The organism is Colwellia asteriadis (genome assembly GCF_039523295.1).
GTDB classification, from domain to species: Bacteria; Pseudomonadota; Gammaproteobacteria; order Enterobacterales; family Alteromonadaceae; genus Colwellia; species Colwellia asteriadis.
On record NZ_BAAAFA010000003.1, the window covers coordinates 34,688 to 52,896 of the forward strand.

Here is an 18,209-nt window from a genome sequence, read left to right on the forward strand (position 1 = left end):
TTATAAAGTTAGCAGCTTTAAAAACGAGAAAATTTTAATAACGTGAAAAATAAATAGCGCACTCAAACTAATTTCAGCTTATATTGAGTAATAGCTACCTTATTTAAACGAGTATTATTATTTTAGCTACTATCAAAAAAGTTCAAAATAAAGCTGTCGAATTCTCTAATAATAGCTTTTTCTTATCTTTAAGGGAGGCCTTTATTGCGCTGCTCCCTTACTTTGTTATTGCTGCACTAATAACGTTAATAAAAACGGTACTACTGAATTTATCACTTCTAGATGAAAACCACTTATTAATTTCAACATTAAGCTTTGGCAGTGAAGTTATTAGCCAGCTATTTCCTGCAGCGGTTGTTATCTCTTTCAGTTATTTTCTATCAAAAAACTTAGGTGTTAATACTATTGTTGGTAGCATATTAGCACTGACTAACTTTTCTATTCATGCGCAATACATCCGAAAAGCACCTGAACATTTTATTTTAATGCCCGACAGCGCCAGTGTGTACTCGTTAATTATTCCAGCTATTTCGTGTTACCTCCTAAAATTATTTATTGGCTTATGTCGGCCAATTTTCAGCGAGATGCCTTCTATAAGCTTATTCCTACGTAAACATCTCTTACTCATAACCCCTTTCACATTAAGTTTTTTGTCCTTATTTTTATTAATGCCAATAATTGATCTTGTTGGGCATGAGTTTTCCTCATTCTTACTGCCCAAATTCGAAAGTGCCGCAAACACCAGCCAAATGCTATGGCGTATGTGGATTATTCATGGTTTGTGGTTTTTTGGTATTCACGGGGATAATGCTTTTCATGTATTTGTTAATGCCTCTATTTTAGGTAACGACATAGTTCCTGGACTAAACAATAAGAATTTTTATGATGTATTTGTATTATTAGGAGGAACAGGTTGTTTTTGGGGGCTAATACTTGCTGTGTTAATACGAAGAGTTAAGTCACATGAGCAGGCAATTATTAAAATATCTTTGCCTTTTACTCTCTTTAATTTTTGCGAAATTATTATTTTTGCTTTACCTATTATCCTTAACCCTATTTATTTAATTCCTTTTTTTCTCGCACCGACCTTTAATTTTTTACTCTCTTATCAATTATTAACAGCTGAAGTTTTTACCGTTAGTAGCGTAGAAATGAGCTGGATGACACCTATATTTTTTAATGCTTGGTTACTCAGTGAAAATACAATGTTAGTACTTTACCAAGTACTACTTATCGTCTGTAACACTTTAATTTATTATCCCTTTGTTAAGTTAAGTCAGGAAAAGTACAGCCCTTATACCGCGGTAGATAAACTTGAAAGAACACTCGGTATTAGCTCTCAAATAGATCAAGACAATGAAAATATATTTATTAAACACCAACAAAAAAATAAGAGTTCACTCAAAGCATTAAATAATGTCCTGACAGATCTAGCGAATAGCGATCTCGAGTTACATTATCAGCCTCAAATAAACTTAAAAAACAACCAAATCTACGGATATGAGGCATTACTACGCTTAAGGAAGGCGGATGGAAAGTTATATGGTCCTTATTTTTTAGATATTCTTAATGACCATAAATTAGGACATATTGTTGATAACTGGGTAATTGATCAAGTCGCCATAGATTTACAATATTGGAATACTCAAAAATTTTACCCCAACATAAGCCTAAACCTTAACCCAAACATACTCTACAAGCGTCACAATATAGATAATATATGCGCAAAGTTTGCTGACTTCTCAGAACAGGTTAAATTAGAAGTTGTTGAGTCGAGTTACTTAGAGAAAACAGATATAGTGATAGAGCACTTATCGTTATTAGCTGCTCAAGGAATTCAGACAGCCATAGATGACTTTGGTACAGGTTACTCAAGTTTATCAATGCTAGGAACGTTACCTATCGAAATTGCTAAACTTGATCGACAATTCTTACAAGGTTGTGAAACACAAAGTGGCAAAATATTATACCGACACATTACCACCTTGTTTCATCAATTAGGCTATACCGTTATTGCTGAGGGCATAGAAACAAAAGCAGAGCTAGACTGGGTAAACTCATTAAATATAGAAGTTGCACAGGGTTGGCTTTATTCAGCAGCGATACCACGAGAAGAAGTACTTTTATATCAAAAACATTGGAAGTCGACCAATTCAAATCCTTCAGCATAGTAAGTATGATCTACGTCTTTAGGTTAGCGATTTATCTTCGGGGTTAAATGTACTATTAATTTCTTTCATCCGCTTTAAGTGATTTAAGTGCGCTCTTCGAGCCGCAAAAATAAAAACACCTATCATTGCGATAACTGACACAAAAAGAATGAGAATTTCTTTTGAAAGTATTGATTGAAGCCATTCCATGGTAATTAATCCTTTAATTCCGACGAGTTTTATATTATTTATACACTATCATACTCTAAAATCTTTAGAATATAAGTAGTTACTTTAAAATATTAAGGCTAATAGTAGCTACTTTAATACATATGTACAAATAAATATCACTTTTATTTGTACATATAACTAAGCCCTATTCTTCGAAGTATGTACCCCAGCCATCGTAGTCAACACCACATTTTTGTGCTAGTTCAAACATAGTCTTGGTTTCAGCTTTCAACAAATCGATATCTAACATCTGCTCTGTAGCAATATCAAAAGCAAAAACCTTATCACCGTTTTCTAATTCAGCCTCTTCAGGCTCATCTACCTCAAAGCCTAATTTAAATGCAGCAATAGCGGCCTTTTCAAGTAGGTCAAAGTCTGTACTCGCAAAGTGATGCTCAATAGAGTGGTAAACCTCATCATTAGTGCCATCTTCAAGTAACTCTGTCACAAGCGCTTCAGTATGAGCAAACCATTCTTGCAGTTCTTCATTCATATGTTTATACCTAATATTGGGGCGTATTAACGTTATAAGTTTCGATTAATTATCTTGAAACGCTTTTGCTTCTTCAGATAACTCTTTAATTTTTTCATTCATTAACGAATGCACTGCATTGGCAGTGTGTCTAAGGCTATCGCGACTCTCTTCACTAATATATATAGGGTCGAGAAATTCAATAATGATTTTGCCATTGTTCCAACGGTTTAATTTGATTGTACCATGTTGGTTACTGCCGCAAATTGGAACAATAGGAACCTGAGACTGAATCGCTGTTCTAAACGCACCGGTTTTTAAGGGTAGCAGTCCTCGTCCTCTACTTCTGGTTCCTTCAGGAAACAACCAAATAGACAAACCTTTGCTTTTAATTTTTTCGGCCGTAATTGCAATGGTACTCATTGCTTTATTAGTGTTATTTCTATCTATTAAAATATTGCCTGTAAGCCAATACATTTGCCCAAAAAATGGGATCCATTTTAAACTTTTTTTACCAACACTCACAGTACCTGGTTGTACCGCGTTACTCATGGTAAATAAATCATAACTATTTTGATGGTTAGCAACATAAACCACAGGCCCAATATTTTTTACTGATTCAGGCATTCTAACTTCAATAGTCACACCAAGTAACTTAGGTACTTTCCCTAAATATTTAGCTGTATGGTAAACGTTATCGCGATGGAATGGCCGTATGAGGCAGTAAAATATTGATACAATACATATCAGCACAAGTGCTAGTGTCATTAGAAAAAAGCGTAATATAGCTAACAAATAGCAACTCCAATACCGAAAAGTAAAATTATAAAAATCGCAGTATACAGAAAAAATTACGAATAAGGTAACACCGATTGTATTAAGTTATTGCTGTGCTAACAAAAAATAATCAATGCTAAAAAAATGTCATAAAAACGCCCTTAATCTTATAAAAATATTCCTTTGTCATCATATTATTTGACTATAGTTATGTTATAAAAATTTTAACTGGGTGGGTGCGTAATGAAGTTAACATTAATGCTAATTTGTATTTTATGTTCATATCATGTGAGCGCGAATGAAAATAAAAGCATTGAAAGCATCATCTACACTCAAGAGAAAAGTCCGTTAGAAAAATCAATATCTCAAGTTGATAACGTAATACTTCACCAACAAGACTTTGAACAAAACATAACGTTTCATTACGGTCTGCTTGAGATTGAAACACATTATAGTAATTCAAATAATCAACGTGCTCCTGCTGCGGTATCACTACAGGAACAATATAGTGATTTTTATTTAAATAGTGAGCTCACGATACAAAGCTCTGATAATTTTGATATTTCAATGTCTACTAACATTTATCAAGATAACTTAATAACCCTAAATAACCAGCAAAGAACTTGGTTACCTAATAATACTTTCTTGAATAACCACCAAGGCACTCAGTATAGTTTTATGGGTAATTATAATATTTCATCAAGCTGGCAAATTTCTGGTGGGATAGTACTTATTGAAGCAACTAACAACCAAAGTGCAATATTAAGTGATGTAAAAGCTAATAATATTGCACTGTTTGGCACTAGCTATAGATTTTAGCCTCTCCCTAAGGGGCTATTAAGCTGCGACTAAACTTAACATATAACCTTTACCCCAAACGGTTTCTATTTGGCATTTTTTCATATTAGCCGACAATAATTTTTCTCTTAATTGCGAGACTCTTACGTCGACTGTTCTTTCACTACCATTATAAACTCGCCCAAGTAGCTCTGCATATATAGCATCTCTTGACAGAATAGCGCCTTGGTTAAGTAGTAATAATTTTAGTAAAGAAAACTCAAAACCCGTTAATTTTATCGGTTTATTATCAACTAAACATTTTTGAGATCTGGGGATTAAGCACAAGTCAGCCAAACTAATATCATCAACATGGAGCTGTTTATGACTATATTTTTTTCGTCTTAATAAAGCAGTAATTCTTACCGTTAATATTTTAGAAGATACCGGCTTAATTAGATACTCATCAGCGCCTAGCTGAAACGCTTCTACTTCTTCATGCTCACTGCTATTTGAAGAGAGCACAACTAAGCAGTTATCGAAGAAGTTTCTCAGATCTCTAATAACCTTCAAAGTTGGCTGATTGCTATAACTCGAATCAAGAATAACAACGTCGGGTTTATACCCAATGATGTTTGACTTTAATTTAGGGTCAAGTAAGTCGCTATACCTTACATGTGCAACATCATACCCTTGTTCAACTAAACCTCGTTGAAAAGAACTTGATAAATAAAAATCACTTTCTATCAGTAATATACGACTTATTTTAGGATCTAAAGATACTGTATTATGTAGTGTTACATCATCAATAATGGTTTGATTAAATGTCATTGGTACACTCCTTAACCGCGTTACTTTATATTTTTAGTATAAAATAACGACAACTAAAGACTGTTATGACTTGTAACTCAGCTGTAACAGTTGGTGGTTAATCAACCAATGCCATAGACCAAAGGTTTATGGCTATTGATAGAAAGCTCAACCTGCTGTTTTAACTCTAAAACTTCTTCACTATATAGGCTTAACTTAGTAAAGCTTAAATCACCATCAACTAAACTACTAAAGTGATAATGATAACCTTGCTCTGTTACGCTAACATATTCAACTTGAGCATTAACCTTTACACTATCGCTTTGTAAATTAAGCTGTGACGGTTTAACTAGCAAACTGTATTTATGCTCACCTTCGCCAAGTAATGATTGCTCATTATTATAAGGCAATACGCCTAGCAAGGTTTTTACTTCATTATTGCTTAGTTGACAAGGCAACCAACTCCCCAGTTGAAGAAAATCAGCAACTTGGTAACTATTAGGTTGCTGGCAAATAGTAGCTGGTGAATCAAATTGTAATAACTTTCCCTCAGCCATCACAGCCATTTTATCAGCAAAGGTAAACACCTCATCTTTATTGTGAGTCACAAAAATAGCAGTTGTATTGACTTGCTTTAATAATTGCCTAATTTCAAGCATAAGTTCATTACGCAAACGTGCATCAATATTAGAAAAAGGCTCATCGAGTAATAATAATTTAGGTTGAGGTGCTAATGCCCTTGCTATTGCAACACGTTGTTGTTGACCACCAGATAGCTGATGTATGTGACTTTCACTTAACTCACTAAGCTTTAATATGGCTAATAACTGTTCAATGCGTTGGTTCTGCTCAGTTTTAGGTAAGTGGGATATACCGAAAGCTACATTTGCCTTTACTGTTAAATGGGGGAATAAAGCATAATCTTGAAAAATAACCCCTATGTGCCTCTTTTCTGCTGCAAGGTACCGACTCTCATCAACAATAACATTACCATCAATATCTATAACACCTTGGCTTGGTTTGAGAAAGCCAGCAATAGTGTTAAGTAACGTAGTTTTTCCGCAACCACTAGCCCCCACTAAACCAAGAATTTCTCCTTGAGCAAGAGACAAATCTAATTTCGATAAAATAGTACTATTTTGTAGTACCACTGACAGTTGCTTAATACTTAATAGCGAACTCATGAGGTTTCCTTTTTAGTGTTTAGCAGTACTATAGGAAGTAAACCAAAAACAACAATAAGAATGGCGCCTAGCGCACCTTGTTCAAGCATTTCATCTGAAATGAGTTGATAGATTTGACTACTTAAGGTTTCAAAATTAAAGGGCCTTAATAATAAAACGGCTGGTAATTCTTTCATTGCTTCCACAAAAACGAGTAACCACGCCACCATAATAGCAGGCGTTAATAGCGGTAGGTGAACCTTAAATAAAGTACGTTTTAAGTCTGCACCTAATGTTGCAGGCGCATAATCTAACGAATGAGGTATTTGCTTAATACCACTAACAATTGTCCCATTAGCAACCGCAGAAAAGCGTACAACAAAAGCAAAAATTATTGCAAATAATGTACCCGATAGAATCAACCCTGGCTCAGGTAAACCAAATTGCTCTAACAAACTATTTAACCAGTGATCTATTGGCCCAAATGTAGACAAAAGCGCCATCGCTAAAACGGTTCCAGGTACTGCATAACCTAGCCCTGATAATTGCTGTGGCATGGCACGATATTTATGCTGATGTAAGCGTTGATACAAACCAAAAAACAACGCAAGAATAACCGTAATAGTCGCGGCTATCACAGCAATTTTTATACTATTAACACCGGTTTCAAGTAAAACCGTTAATTGCGCGGCAGTACTATACTCAAGTGCCATAGAAATCAATAATACGAATGGTAATAAAAAGCCAAGTATAACTAAGCTCCAGCAAAGTATTGATGCAAATAATTGCTGTGTAATAGAGAGTTGGATCAACTCCCTTGTAAAACTAGGCCGAGTACTTTGATGACGCAGCCCTGCTCTACTTTTTTGCTCTGCCAACACAACAAAAAGTATTAGTAGCATTAACACACTCGCTAAAGCATTTGCCGCAGCTAAATCACCATAGCCTAACCAAGTATCGTAAATAGCGGTAGTTAACGTGTTCACTGAAAAGTATTGCACGGTGGCAAAATCAGCTAAAGTTTCCATTAAAACTAAGCTGGCTGCTACTGCTATTGCAGGACGAGCAAGAGGCAAAGCGACACGAAAAAAACTTTGTCTTAAGCTAAAACCTAAAGTGCGACTTGCCCTGATCAGGTTTTGGTCTTGCTGCTCAAAAGCGCCGCGAGTTAACATATAAATATAAGGAAATAACACTAGCGCAAGCATTACAGCTGCACCTGGTAGTGTTCTAATATCAAAAAACCAATAATCGTTCGGGCTCTGCCAGTTAAACCACGCACGTAGGGAGCGCTGTACTGGTCCAGCATAATCAAATAAATCAGTATAAATATAGGCAATTAAATAAGCAGGCATTGCTAACGGCAGCATTAATAGCCAACGTAGTTGCTTCTTAAATACAATATTTGTGTAGGTGATTATAGCAGCGCTGCTGACACCAAAAAAAAGTGAGAGCACAACTACTAAGCAGCCTAAGAATAAAGTGTTTTTGAGGTAGGTAGGCAAAACTGTTTGCCATAAATGACTAAACAACTCGGTTGAAGCATTAACACCTCCAACCAACATAACCAGCACTGGCACTATCAATACCAGTGCAATTAAAAAGCTAAAAAACGTCCATGTTTTACTATTATTCAGTGCTATCACAAATCAAATTTAGCCTGATCTAACAACATAATGGCTGTTTTACGATTCTTTGCAATATCTTCTAGCGCTAAAGTATCGGCTTTAAACTCTCCCCACGAAGCGACTAATGGTGAAATCTCAACATCTTTGCGTACTGGGTATTCCATATTAGTTTGGGCGTACAACTCTTGAGCGGGTTTAGATACTAAATACTCCATCAATGCTTGAGCATTTTTAGTGTTAGGTGCGTATTTAGCCATGGCAACACCCGAAATATTGACATGAGTACCGCGGTTTTTCTGATTAGGAAAATTAATATTTACCGCATCAGCCCATGCTTTTTGTTTTTCATCTTGTAACATCTTACCAAAGTAATAACTATTACCTAATGAAACATCACACAAGTTTTGATGTATTGCTTGCACTTGTGAGCGATCGCCACCTTGTGGTTTTCTTGCTAAGTTGGCTTTAAGCTTTTGTAGCCACTGTAAAGTGTATTCTTTACCGTGCTCGCTGATCATTGAAGAAACAAGTGCCACAGTATAAGGGTGTTTACCACTACGCATACATAAGCGTCCTTTATACTTTTCATCCGCAAGGTCTTCGTAGTTAAAGTCAATATTACCTAAACGTTTTGCTGAATATATATTACGAGCACGTGTGGTTAAAGCAAACCAAGTGTTGTCTTTCGCTTGAAATTGTTCAGGAATAGCATTAGCAAGTATGTCAGAGTTTACTACTTGCACTAAATCTCTATCTCGCAGCTCAATTAAACGGCTAATATCTGTTGTTAATAATACATCGGCTGTGCTGTACTTGCCTTCTCCAGCTAAACGTTCTGCCATGCCTTTTTTGGCAAAAACTACGTTTACTTTAATACCACTTTGTTCAGTGAATTGGTCAAACAATGGTTTAACCAAAAAAGGTTGTCGATAAGAATAAACGTTCACTTCTTCACTTGCTACTGCCATTAAGTTCACAGATAACAAGGCACCAATAATTATTTTTTTTAACATAACGTACGCTTTCCTAAAAAATTTGTTAAATTGTGACAAGCAGACATCACAGTGTCAATCTATTTGAGAGTAATTCGCATTAGCTTTTTAACTAAACTGGTTTTTATAACAAACTAACCGTGCCACTTATTAGTAACCAAGCAGCAAAAAAAAGCTTCAACTTAACCGCTGATAAGTAACCCACTAATGTTTTAGCGAAGTACCCCCCTAATAACGCTCCTGGGCCTGCAAATAAAACAACTTGCCAATAAACGTCATGATGAACTTGTCCAATAGCAGCCCAAACACTTATTGCTGATACCACCACAGCACTTGCCACGGCCATGCTAATATCGAAACGTCGCAAAATAAGATAAATCGCTAATACTTCACCAACACCAACACTAAGCCAAGCGGTAATTGCGCCGCCAAAAAGACCAATAGCAATCATAAAAACATAATCAAAAACCTGTAGCTGGCTCTGCTCTTTTCTTGGCTTAATTAAATAAATAGTTGCAACAATAAACAACCCTAACAGCAATGAAAACCAGCTAAAGCTGTAATGAAGTGAACTAGGAGATGGTAAGGCAAAATAAAAAACACTACTTAAACCAACAACAGCGGCAATACTAACAACGGCAATAATACGTTTAAATCCTTGCCATAAGCGTAACTCTGTTTTTTCTACTTTATAATGATGCCACCAAGTAACCGCTCCAGCAGTCATACCAAAGCACTGTATTGCAAAGCTCGTTGCAATCGCCTGTGCGTCGGTAAAATTAAGTTGATTAAACATGGGAATAAAAACCACGCCGCCGCCAGCGCCAGTTGAATTAGCGAAAAGAGCGCCCGTAAACCCTAAAAAGCTAAAGCCTACGTAATCAAGCAGGGCTGAAATATCATGAGGAGCACAAGCTAATAACAGCGCCCAACACAGTACAAAGAACGAACCGTGTTTTATTTTAGTGAACTTAGTAGAAGACGCTTTAATCATATCTGTAACTACTGGTCGTCCTGACTTGCGCTATCATCAATGCGATGTTTACTATTTAAAAAGCTTATTGCCTCTGTGGTTAAGCTGCTTTTAGAAATATAGCTTTTACTGCTAATACCTTTACCTGATATTTTCTTGCCCTTAGCATTTGTTGTTAAGGTAAAGAAAACGACAAAGCCAAGTTCAGTCGCTTTAATAGCCGTGATATCTGACCATAAAATACGGCTATTTACATGAAAAGACTCTGTTAATATGCCCTTATCATCTAGCGTTAAATTAACGTCACTTCCTGACGCCTTACTTAACATTTGACGCATAACCCACCAAGGTTGGTGATAATAAACACTTACCGTTTCTAAAATACCTAATGCAATAACAAACCAAGCGGCATACGGGTTAACGGGTGTAAAAAGTAAAATAACTAAACCAAACAAGGTTAAGGTATTCGCCTTAAAGTAAGTTTTTTTATTGTGAACCAAGGTACTTGATTGACTATAACACTCGTTATAATGGGCTTTATCTAAAGTAAACTTGCTGGTAAAAGACGTTGCTGAATTCATTGAAAGTTAAGTGCTCAGTAAAAATAACGAATAGTAAGGGAGTCTACCAGAAGTGTCATATGAAGTAATTACTATAAATTGTAATCTGCCTGTTTAATTCCCCCCCTTTAAGTAACAAACGCCAAGTAACGCTTATTTTATCTACCTCATCAACATTAGTAATTTTTAGATCAAAAAAGGCAAAAAAACCAGTTATAATAAAAAATATTGCCATGTTTTGGCTTTTTTTGTGGTAAAGTTACAAAATAATACTACTTTTTATTATTGTTATGCCTATGCATTATAATAATAAAGTGAATATCGACACAGATGCTGTGCTCTTTTATTTATTCTAATTCTCTAAGGAAACAAACATGCAAGTTATTATTTTTGATGATGCACAGCAAGTTGCTGATAGCGCAGCGCAGTGGGTTGCAGAGCTAATTAATAAAAAGCCTAACCCTGTACTTGGTTTAGCGACAGGTAGCACCCCAATTAGCTTATATAAAGCATTAGTTAACAAGCATAAAGCTGGTGAATTAAGCTTTAAAAACACCACAAGCTTTAACTTAGATGAATATCTTGGCATTGATGGTACTAATGTACAAAGCTACCGTCATTTCATGAACGAAAACTTATTTGATCATGTAGATATTGATAAAAGCCAAACTTTTTTACCCACTTGTAATCAAGGTGAAAACCCAAGAGAGCAAGGCTTAGCATACGAAGAAAAAATCAAACAAGCTGGCGGTGTAGATTTACAAATTTTAGGTATTGGTGCTAATGGTCACATTGGCTTTAACGAACCTACTTCAAGCTTAGCATCACGTACTCGTATTAAAACACTAACGCAACAAACGCTTGACGACAACAGCCGTTTATTCGCTGCTGATGAGTTTCAGCCAACATTAGCAATGACTATGGGTATCGCAACTATTCTTGACGCTCGTTATGTAATTTTAATGGCAACGGGTAAAAACAAAGCGAAAGCAGTGAAAGACATGGTAACTGGCGCTTTATCAGCGGTATGTCCTGCCTCTGCGTTACAGCTTCATGAAAACGCTATTATTTTATTAGATAAAGAAGCAGCAAGTGAGCTTGAAGATCAAGAATATTACACTTGGGCTAATAAACAAAATATCAAAATTAATGAAGAGTTTGGTTTATACCATAACTACTAATTAGCTTAGACACTCTATTTTTAAAAGCTAGTTCATCATGAACTAGCTTTTTTATATCTACTCGTTAATTAACTCTTACTTACGACACTATTTCTTATTCTTTTTATCTCAACGTTATCCATTAACTAAAACAACAATAAACTACCGTTAGTGCCTTAATCACAGTCACCAATAATCAATATAACCTTAGCTGTTATCTTCAATCCTTAGCTGGTGATATACTCTCATTTATCTACCTGCGCAGCATATTACTGCCATTTAATATTTATCGTCATTAAGACCAACACTGATAACTTATGAGCCAGCTAAAACAAACAGTCACAACAGCTACTACACTTCCTGCTCAAGAGAAAGAAGTGAGTTTAGCGCAAGCACAGCTTTGTGAAATAGCCCTAGCGGTTTGTATTAATGGTATTAGTCAATCGGTAATGATGGTCTCAGACAATAACCTAGAAGACTTTGCTTTAGGTTTTGCTCTTAGCGAAGGTTTTATTGAAAACATCAGTGAAGTGACCGACATAATCATTGAGCCATTGTCACTCGGGAAACAAGTAAATTTAATCGTATCGGCTCGAGCAGAGCACCGCCTTAAAAAGCGCCGCCGTACTTTAGCTGGGCCAACGGGCTGCGGTTTATGTGGTCTCGAGTCTATCAATGAAGCAATGCTGTTAACCACACTCAACGCCAGCAATAAAAACACCACCGCAGTCAGTACCACCAAAACAAGTAAGTTAGCGAATATTCCTAATGAACAAACCATAATTAACGCGAGATCGTGCTTAAACGAGTTACAGCAACAACACCATGGTATACGCGGTAATCACTGCGCTGCTTACTTTGATTTATTAGGTAAGCCACTAGCTTATCGTGAAGATGTCGGTCGCCATTCAGCATTAGATAAACTTATTGGTTGCTTGGCACAGGCCAATACCTACCAACAAGGATTTATTATCCTAAGCAGCCGTTGTAGTCATGACCTTGTTGCAAAAGCTGCGCGTGCAGGCATATTAACGCTAGTAACATTAGCGCAGCCAACTAACTTAGCGGTAAACTCTGCACAGCAAACAGGTCTGGTGCTTTTTAGCTTTTGTAATCGCCAGCTTAAACGGTTTGCTTAACTTACACTTTTATTTAACTTATTCTTTAATTATTTTACTTAGCACTCGAGGTTTTTATGTCAACATCATCAAAAAATGGTTCACCTTACCCTCACCCCGCTGGAGGCTGGGGCGCATTAAAAAGCTCTGCTAAGCATTTAATTCAAACAGAAAAATCTGCTCAAGGGGTAAAAACACTCCTTAAAGCAAATCAGCCTGGTGGCTTTGATTGCCCAGGTTGCGCGTGGGGCGATGAGAAAAAAGCTGGAAAAATTGATTTTTGTGAAAACGGCGTAAAAGCCATTGCCTGGGAAGCTACAGGAAAACGTACCAGCGATGAGTTTTTTGCTCAGCACTCACTCACCGAATTACAGCAATGGGACGACCATTCGCTAGAGAAAAGCGGTCGCTTAACTGAGCCAATGCTATACGATGCTCGTGATGACCATTATCACCCTATTAGCTGGGATGAAGCATTCTCACTTATTGCTGAAAATTTACAACAACTTGCCTCTCCTAACGAAGCACTCTTTTACACCTCAGGTCGAGCGAGTAACGAAGCTGCATATTTGTATCAATTATTTGGTCGTGTATATGGTACTAATAATTTCCCCGATTGCTCTAACATGTGTCATGAAGCCTCAGGCATAGGTGTTACTCGTAGTTTAGGCACAGGCAAAGGCACGGTTACTATTGATGACTTTGAGCTTGCTGATGCAATTTTTGTTTTTGGCCAAAACCCCGGAACAAATCACCCACGCATGTTAGGAACCTTACGCAAGGCCAGTAAGCGCGGTGCACGTATAGTCGCCATTAATAACTTACAAGAAAAAGGCTTACAACACTTTGCTGACCCACAAAGCCCAAAAGAAATGCTCATTTTTAGTAGCACCACGATTAGTCAGCATTATTTTACGCCGCGTTTAGGTGGCGATATGGCAATTTTACGTGGTATAGCTAAAAGCTTATTTGAACGCGCGACAACCAACAGCACTATGCTAGATAATGACTTTATAGCTCGTCATTGCCATGGTTTTGAAGAATATAAGCAAGCGGTTGAAAGTACCTCTTGGGGGAAGATATTACAACAAAGCGCACTGACTCGTGCTGATATTGAGTTAATGACCGATATTTATGCCCATAGCGACAAGGTTATTTTTACTTGGGCAATGGGTATTACTCAGCACAAGCATTCGGTTGCCACCGTACAAGAGCTTATTAATGTTTTATTATTACGCGGTAATATAGGTAAAGCTGGCGCTGGTGCTTGCCCTGTGCGCGGGCACTCTAACGTACAAGGTAACCGTACTGTAGGGATTAATGAAAAACCTAGTTCTGCATTTCTAGAAGCGTTAGCACAACGTTATCATTTCACACCACCTAAAAGTAACGGTTTTAATACGGTTGAATCTATTCATGCCATGTTAGCTAAACAAGCCAAAGTATTTATTGGCTTAGGTGGTAACTTTGCTGCGGCAACTCCTGACACAGAGCGTACCTATCAAGCGCTAAAAAACTGCGATTTAACGGTACATATCAGTACCAAACTTAATCGTAGCCATATTGTTACCGGTAAAAAAGCCCTTATTCTTCCTTGTTTAGGTCGTACTGAAATTGATAACCAAAGCAGCGGAGAACAATGTATTACCGTAGAAGACTCAATGAGCATGGTACATAGTTCGCGTGGTCAAAACGAACCCGCCAGTCCTTTACTTAAGTCTGAAACCGCCATTGTCGCAGGTATAGCTAACGCAACCTTAGGTGAAAGTATTGTGCCATGGTCTAATTTAGCCAATGATTATGGCTTAATTAGAGATGAAATTTCTGCGGTGATACCTGGCTTTACTGATTACAATCAACGCATTGAAGAAAAGCGCGGTTTCTATTTACAAAATCCAGCTGCGCTTCGTCAATGGAATACTGCTACCAGTAAAGCAATGTTCTCTCACACTGCATTACCTGAACAACTAGCGTTTGAAGTTGCTGAACAATACACAAAATCTTTAGTATTTACTCTGCAAACCTTGCGCTCTCATGACCAATATAACACTACAATTTATGGCATGAATGACAGGTATCGTGGCGTGTATGGCGAAAGGCGTGTTGTATTTGCTAATGCTGAAGATATGGAAAAACAACACCTAAAAGAAGGTGATAGCGTTACAATAAAAACGGTTTCTAGTGATGGTATTGAGCGTAGTGTCCAGCACTTTAAAGTGATTCCTTATCAAATCCCGAGTGGCTGCCTTGCCGCTTATTACCCTGAAACTAATCCACTAGTACCACTTGAAAGCACGGCTGATGATTGTGGCACGCCAACTTATAAGTCTATTGCCGTAACACTTGAAAAATCAGCAACGTGAAATGATAAGTACTCACAAAAACTTAATCGACAAAGTTACAACTATTTCATAAAAACCTGAGCTAGATCATCATAATCGGTAATGATTTTTGTTACTGTTTGGACACTAGTGGCAATTTATTTAATAACCTAAATAATAGTTAAAGTATTTGCTGATACTTCGCTAAAAAGAGAATACAGCTCAATATTGCTAACATTAAAAAATAGCAACTTAAGTGAGTTATATTCTCAAGTTAGTTTAGCAGTATTATTCAAATCATTGCCCCAGAAAAATAATATAACCCCAGCTACCCCACACACGTTAACAGAGGTTTGCTTTGCATAGCCATACGATTTCTCGTAGTACTTTACTTGTTAAAGATATCATGCAAATGAATATTCTTACATGTACTGCTGATACTCCCATATATAAAGCCGCTAGTAGAATGCGTCAGAAAAACATCAGTTCAATTTTAGTTATAGATAATGGTAAAGCAATAGGTATATGGACCGAGGCCGATTGCCGTAAAATTAATTTTAATGAAAATAAAACCTTTATTACTGAAATTAGCCAACTAATGAGCACTCCTGTGCTTACCATACAACAAAACTTATTGGTGCATGAGCTTTCTGCTAAATTTCGTAGTCACGCAATTAGGCATTTTATCGTAGTCGATAATAATAATTCGCCTATCGGTATCGTTAGTCAAAGTGACGTTATAAAAAGCCAAGGTATTGAGCATTACTTACAAGCGAAAAAAGTAGCTAACAGCTATAAAAAAATAACCGAGTCGCTTAATCAGCAGCATAGCCTTAATTGTGTTGCGCAACATATGAAAAACACGCAACGCTCGGCCGCACTAATTTACCATACCCAAAGGCAGCAATACGGCATAGTTACTGAACGAGACTTACTGACAATATTAACTGGCGTACAATATAATAATGATAGTGCTTGGCACTATGCTAACTACCCTTTGCAAACAGTTAACAGTAATACTTCGCTTTATTCAGCGTATCAACATCTTATTAATAACAACATACGTCACCTTGCCGTATGTAATAGTCATGATGAGATAATTGGCCTGTTAACAATGGACAATATCATGTCAGATATAGAGCTTGCTTATGTAGAAGAGCTTCATCAAATTGTACAACAACGTGATGTGGCATTAAAAAAATCGAAGCAACACCTATTAATTGCTGAAAAAATTATTGAAGCATCTTTAGACGGTATTATGATCACTAATGCTAATGGCTCAATTATGTCAGTCAACCCTGCCTTTACTAAGGTTACTGGCTATCAAGCAGATGAGGTTATTGGTAAACGTTCCAACATACTTAGCTCAGGGTTGCATTGTGCAAGCTTTTATCACGAACTATGGCAAACGATACTCACCGAAGGAGTATGGCAAGGAGAAATTTGGAATAAACGTAAAAATGGAGAAGTTTATCCACAATGGTTAACCATCATAGAAATCAGTGAAAGCAAACAAAAAAATCAGACTTTCGCTGCTATTTTCAGCGATATTAGCGACCGAAAAATGGCTGAAAAGCGTATTGAAAACCTCGCTTTTTATGATGAATTAACCCAGCTCCCTAACCGCAGATTGTTTTACGATCGCATTGACATTGCACTCGCATCAGCACATAGAAATCAAGAAAAAGTGGCACTATTCTTTATTGATCTAGACTATTTCAAAGATATTAATGACAACTATGGTCACCGTGTTGGCGATCAATTATTACAAAGCATCGCTAAACGCTTAACCGACAGTATCAAAGAAGGCGACACCGTTGCACGCTTAGGAGGCGATGAGTTCACGCTATTACTCACTGAAATCAAAGAAGTTTCACATATCAGCAAAATTTGTCAGCGCGTTATTGATCAAGTTCGTCAGCCTTATCATATTGACGGACACACTTTACAAGTGACAACCTCTATTGGTATTGCCGTTTACCCTGACGATGGCACCAATGAAACAGAGCTACTCAAAAACGCTGATATTGCCATGTATCGCGCGAAAGACATTGGTCGAAACTCATTTCAGCTATTTACTCCAGCAATGAATGCACAATCATTAGAGCGTTCTTTAATGCAAAATCACTTTCGTTTAGCGTTAAAAAACAATGAGCTGATATTAAATTATCAGTTACAAAAAAATATTCTTAACGATGAAATACATGGTGTTGAAACTTTATTACGCTGGTCTAACCCTACACTGGGGCAAGTATCGCCAGCACAGTTTATTCCTATGGCCGAAGAGTTAGGCTTAATTGCTGAAGTAGACAACTGGGTATTAGCACAAGCATGCCAACAACGTAAAACTTGGCTAGATAACGGCGTAAACTGTGGTCGTATTGCAGTAAATATATCACCATTGCACTTTCATCAAGGCGACCTCATTGCTTCGGTAAAGTCAATTTTATCAATTAGTCAGCTACCACCAGAGTTACTCGAGATAGAAGTAACCGAAAGCTGCTTCATTAAGCAATTAGACAATGCCGCAAATATTTTACAAGAATTAAAGAAAATGGGGATAAAAATAGCCCTAGATGACTTTGGTACTGGCTTTTCTTCGTTAAGTTACTTAACTCGCTTACCAATTGATATTATAAAAATTGATGCTAGCTTTATTGCCAAGTTACCCAACAACTATCGAGAAGCCCAAATTACCTCTGCTATTATTATGCTGGCACAAAACCTTGAGCTAGAAATTGTAGCTGAGGGGGTAGAAAACGAAGCACAGATGTCATTTTTACTAGAACATGGCTGCAATATAATACAAGGCTATCTATACAGCAAACCGGCACCAGAGCAACATATATCAAGCATACTTATGCTAGATACGATATAGCTTTATTAAAAGTGTAAAATAAATATCGCGTCAGATAAAATAAGGAATTAATTTTTATCTGGCGCTTTGTTCTAGGTTGAATTTAACAGATTACATAAATAAAAAGTTAACGTTAGCATTCTTATTAAGCTTCAAACTTACTTCTAACAAATAAACATTGCCATATTTCATCATTATTCGCCCATCACCTTGCCACTTT

15 protein-coding genes are annotated in these 18,209 nt (G+C 36.8%); 6 read left to right on the forward strand and 9 right to left on the reverse strand.

All coding sequences use genetic code 11. From position 1 onward, the window contains the following. Positions 1 to 203: 203 nt before the first annotated feature. Entirely contained in the window at positions 204 to 2,171 is a 1,968-nt protein-coding gene (locus ABD005_RS05025; RefSeq protein ID WP_343816376.1) for an EAL domain-containing protein, read from the forward strand. Between the two features lie 18 nt (positions 2,172 to 2,189). Here ABD005_RS05025 and ABD005_RS05030 read toward each other — a convergent pair whose 3' ends face one another. The 3 genes from ABD005_RS05030 to ABD005_RS05040 form a co-directional block, all read right to left on the reverse strand. Then, entirely contained in the window at positions 2,190 to 2,360 is a 171-nt protein-coding gene (locus tag ABD005_RS05030) for a hypothetical protein (protein ID WP_215980878.1), read from the reverse strand. 166 nt (positions 2,361 to 2,526) lie between these two features. Beyond that, positions 2,527 to 2,874 (reverse strand): ribonuclease E inhibitor RraB, encoded by a 348-nt coding sequence (gene rraB, locus ABD005_RS05035; RefSeq protein WP_215980877.1) that lies wholly within the window; start codon positions 2,872 to 2,874, stop codon positions 2,527 to 2,529. A 45-nt stretch (positions 2,875 to 2,919) separates the two neighbouring features. Further along, on the reverse strand, positions 2,920 to 3,648 hold the full coding sequence (locus tag ABD005_RS05040) for a 1-acylglycerol-3-phosphate O-acyltransferase (RefSeq protein ID WP_343815714.1): 729 nt from the start codon (positions 3,646 to 3,648) through the stop codon (positions 2,920 to 2,922). A 225-nt stretch (positions 3,649 to 3,873) separates the two neighbouring features. On the opposite strand from ABD005_RS05040, the gene ABD005_RS05045 reads away from it, so the two are divergent. Continuing rightward, the gene (locus tag ABD005_RS05045) at positions 3,874 to 4,449 is read left to right on the forward strand and encodes a hypothetical protein (protein ID WP_343815717.1); all 576 of its coding nucleotides are present in this window, start codon (positions 3,874 to 3,876) and stop codon (positions 4,447 to 4,449) included. Positions 4,450 to 4,467: 18 nt separating this feature from the next. Here the strand turns inward: ABD005_RS05045 and ABD005_RS05050 are convergent, their stop codons facing one another. From ABD005_RS05050 to ABD005_RS05075, 6 genes are all read right to left on the reverse strand, one after another. Next, complete coding sequence (locus ABD005_RS05050; protein WP_343815720.1) at positions 4,468 to 5,238, reverse strand: response regulator transcription factor; 771 nt, start codon at positions 5,236 to 5,238, stop codon at positions 4,468 to 4,470. Positions 5,239 to 5,339: 101 nt separating this feature from the next. Continuing rightward, positions 5,340 to 6,401: an ABC transporter ATP-binding protein gene (locus ABD005_RS05055; RefSeq protein ID WP_343815723.1), complete on the reverse strand. Its 1,062-nt coding sequence runs from the start codon at positions 6,399 to 6,401 to the stop codon at positions 5,340 to 5,342. Further along, a complete protein-coding gene (locus ABD005_RS05060; protein WP_343815726.1) occupies positions 6,398 to 8,026 on the reverse strand; it encodes an ABC transporter permease in 1,629 nt (542 codons plus the stop codon). Before ABD005_RS05060 ends, ABD005_RS05055 begins: the two co-directional genes overlap by 4 nt. After that, complete coding sequence (locus ABD005_RS05065; RefSeq protein ID WP_343815729.1) at positions 8,023 to 9,021, reverse strand: extracellular solute-binding protein; 999 nt, start codon at positions 9,019 to 9,021, stop codon at positions 8,023 to 8,025. Before ABD005_RS05065 ends, ABD005_RS05060 begins: the two co-directional genes overlap by 4 nt. Before the next feature lie 103 nt (positions 9,022 to 9,124). Further along, a complete protein-coding gene (locus ABD005_RS05070; RefSeq protein WP_343815732.1) occupies positions 9,125 to 9,994 on the reverse strand; it encodes a sulfite exporter TauE/SafE family protein in 870 nt (289 codons plus the stop codon). Positions 9,995 to 10,002: 8 nt separating this feature from the next. Further along, positions 10,003 to 10,554 (reverse strand): YcxB family protein, encoded by a 552-nt coding sequence (locus ABD005_RS05075; RefSeq protein ID WP_343815735.1) that lies wholly within the window; start codon positions 10,552 to 10,554, stop codon positions 10,003 to 10,005. 353 nt (positions 10,555 to 10,907) lie between these two features. Between ABD005_RS05075 and nagB the strand changes: the two genes are divergently transcribed. From nagB to ABD005_RS05095, 4 genes are all read left to right on the forward strand, one after another. Continuing rightward, positions 10,908 to 11,714, forward strand: a complete 807-nt coding sequence (gene nagB, locus ABD005_RS05080) for a glucosamine-6-phosphate deaminase (protein ID WP_215980868.1) — start codon at positions 10,908 to 10,910, stop codon at positions 11,712 to 11,714. A gap of 296 nt (positions 11,715 to 12,010) precedes the next feature. After that, positions 12,011 to 12,832 (forward strand): formate dehydrogenase accessory sulfurtransferase FdhD, encoded by an 822-nt coding sequence (gene fdhD, locus ABD005_RS05085; protein WP_343815738.1) that lies wholly within the window; start codon positions 12,011 to 12,013, stop codon positions 12,830 to 12,832. Between the two features lie 56 nt (positions 12,833 to 12,888). Then, on the forward strand, positions 12,889 to 15,174 hold the full coding sequence (locus tag ABD005_RS05090) for an FdhF/YdeP family oxidoreductase (RefSeq protein ID WP_343815741.1): 2,286 nt from the start codon (positions 12,889 to 12,891) through the stop codon (positions 15,172 to 15,174). Positions 15,175 to 15,490: 316 nt separating this feature from the next. Further along, positions 15,491 to 18,010 carry an EAL domain-containing protein gene (locus tag ABD005_RS05095; RefSeq protein WP_425544882.1) on the forward strand — a complete coding sequence of 840 codons (2,520 nt, stop codon included), beginning with the start codon at positions 15,491 to 15,493 and terminating at the stop codon, positions 18,008 to 18,010. The last annotated feature ends 199 nt before the right edge of the window (positions 18,011 to 18,209 follow it).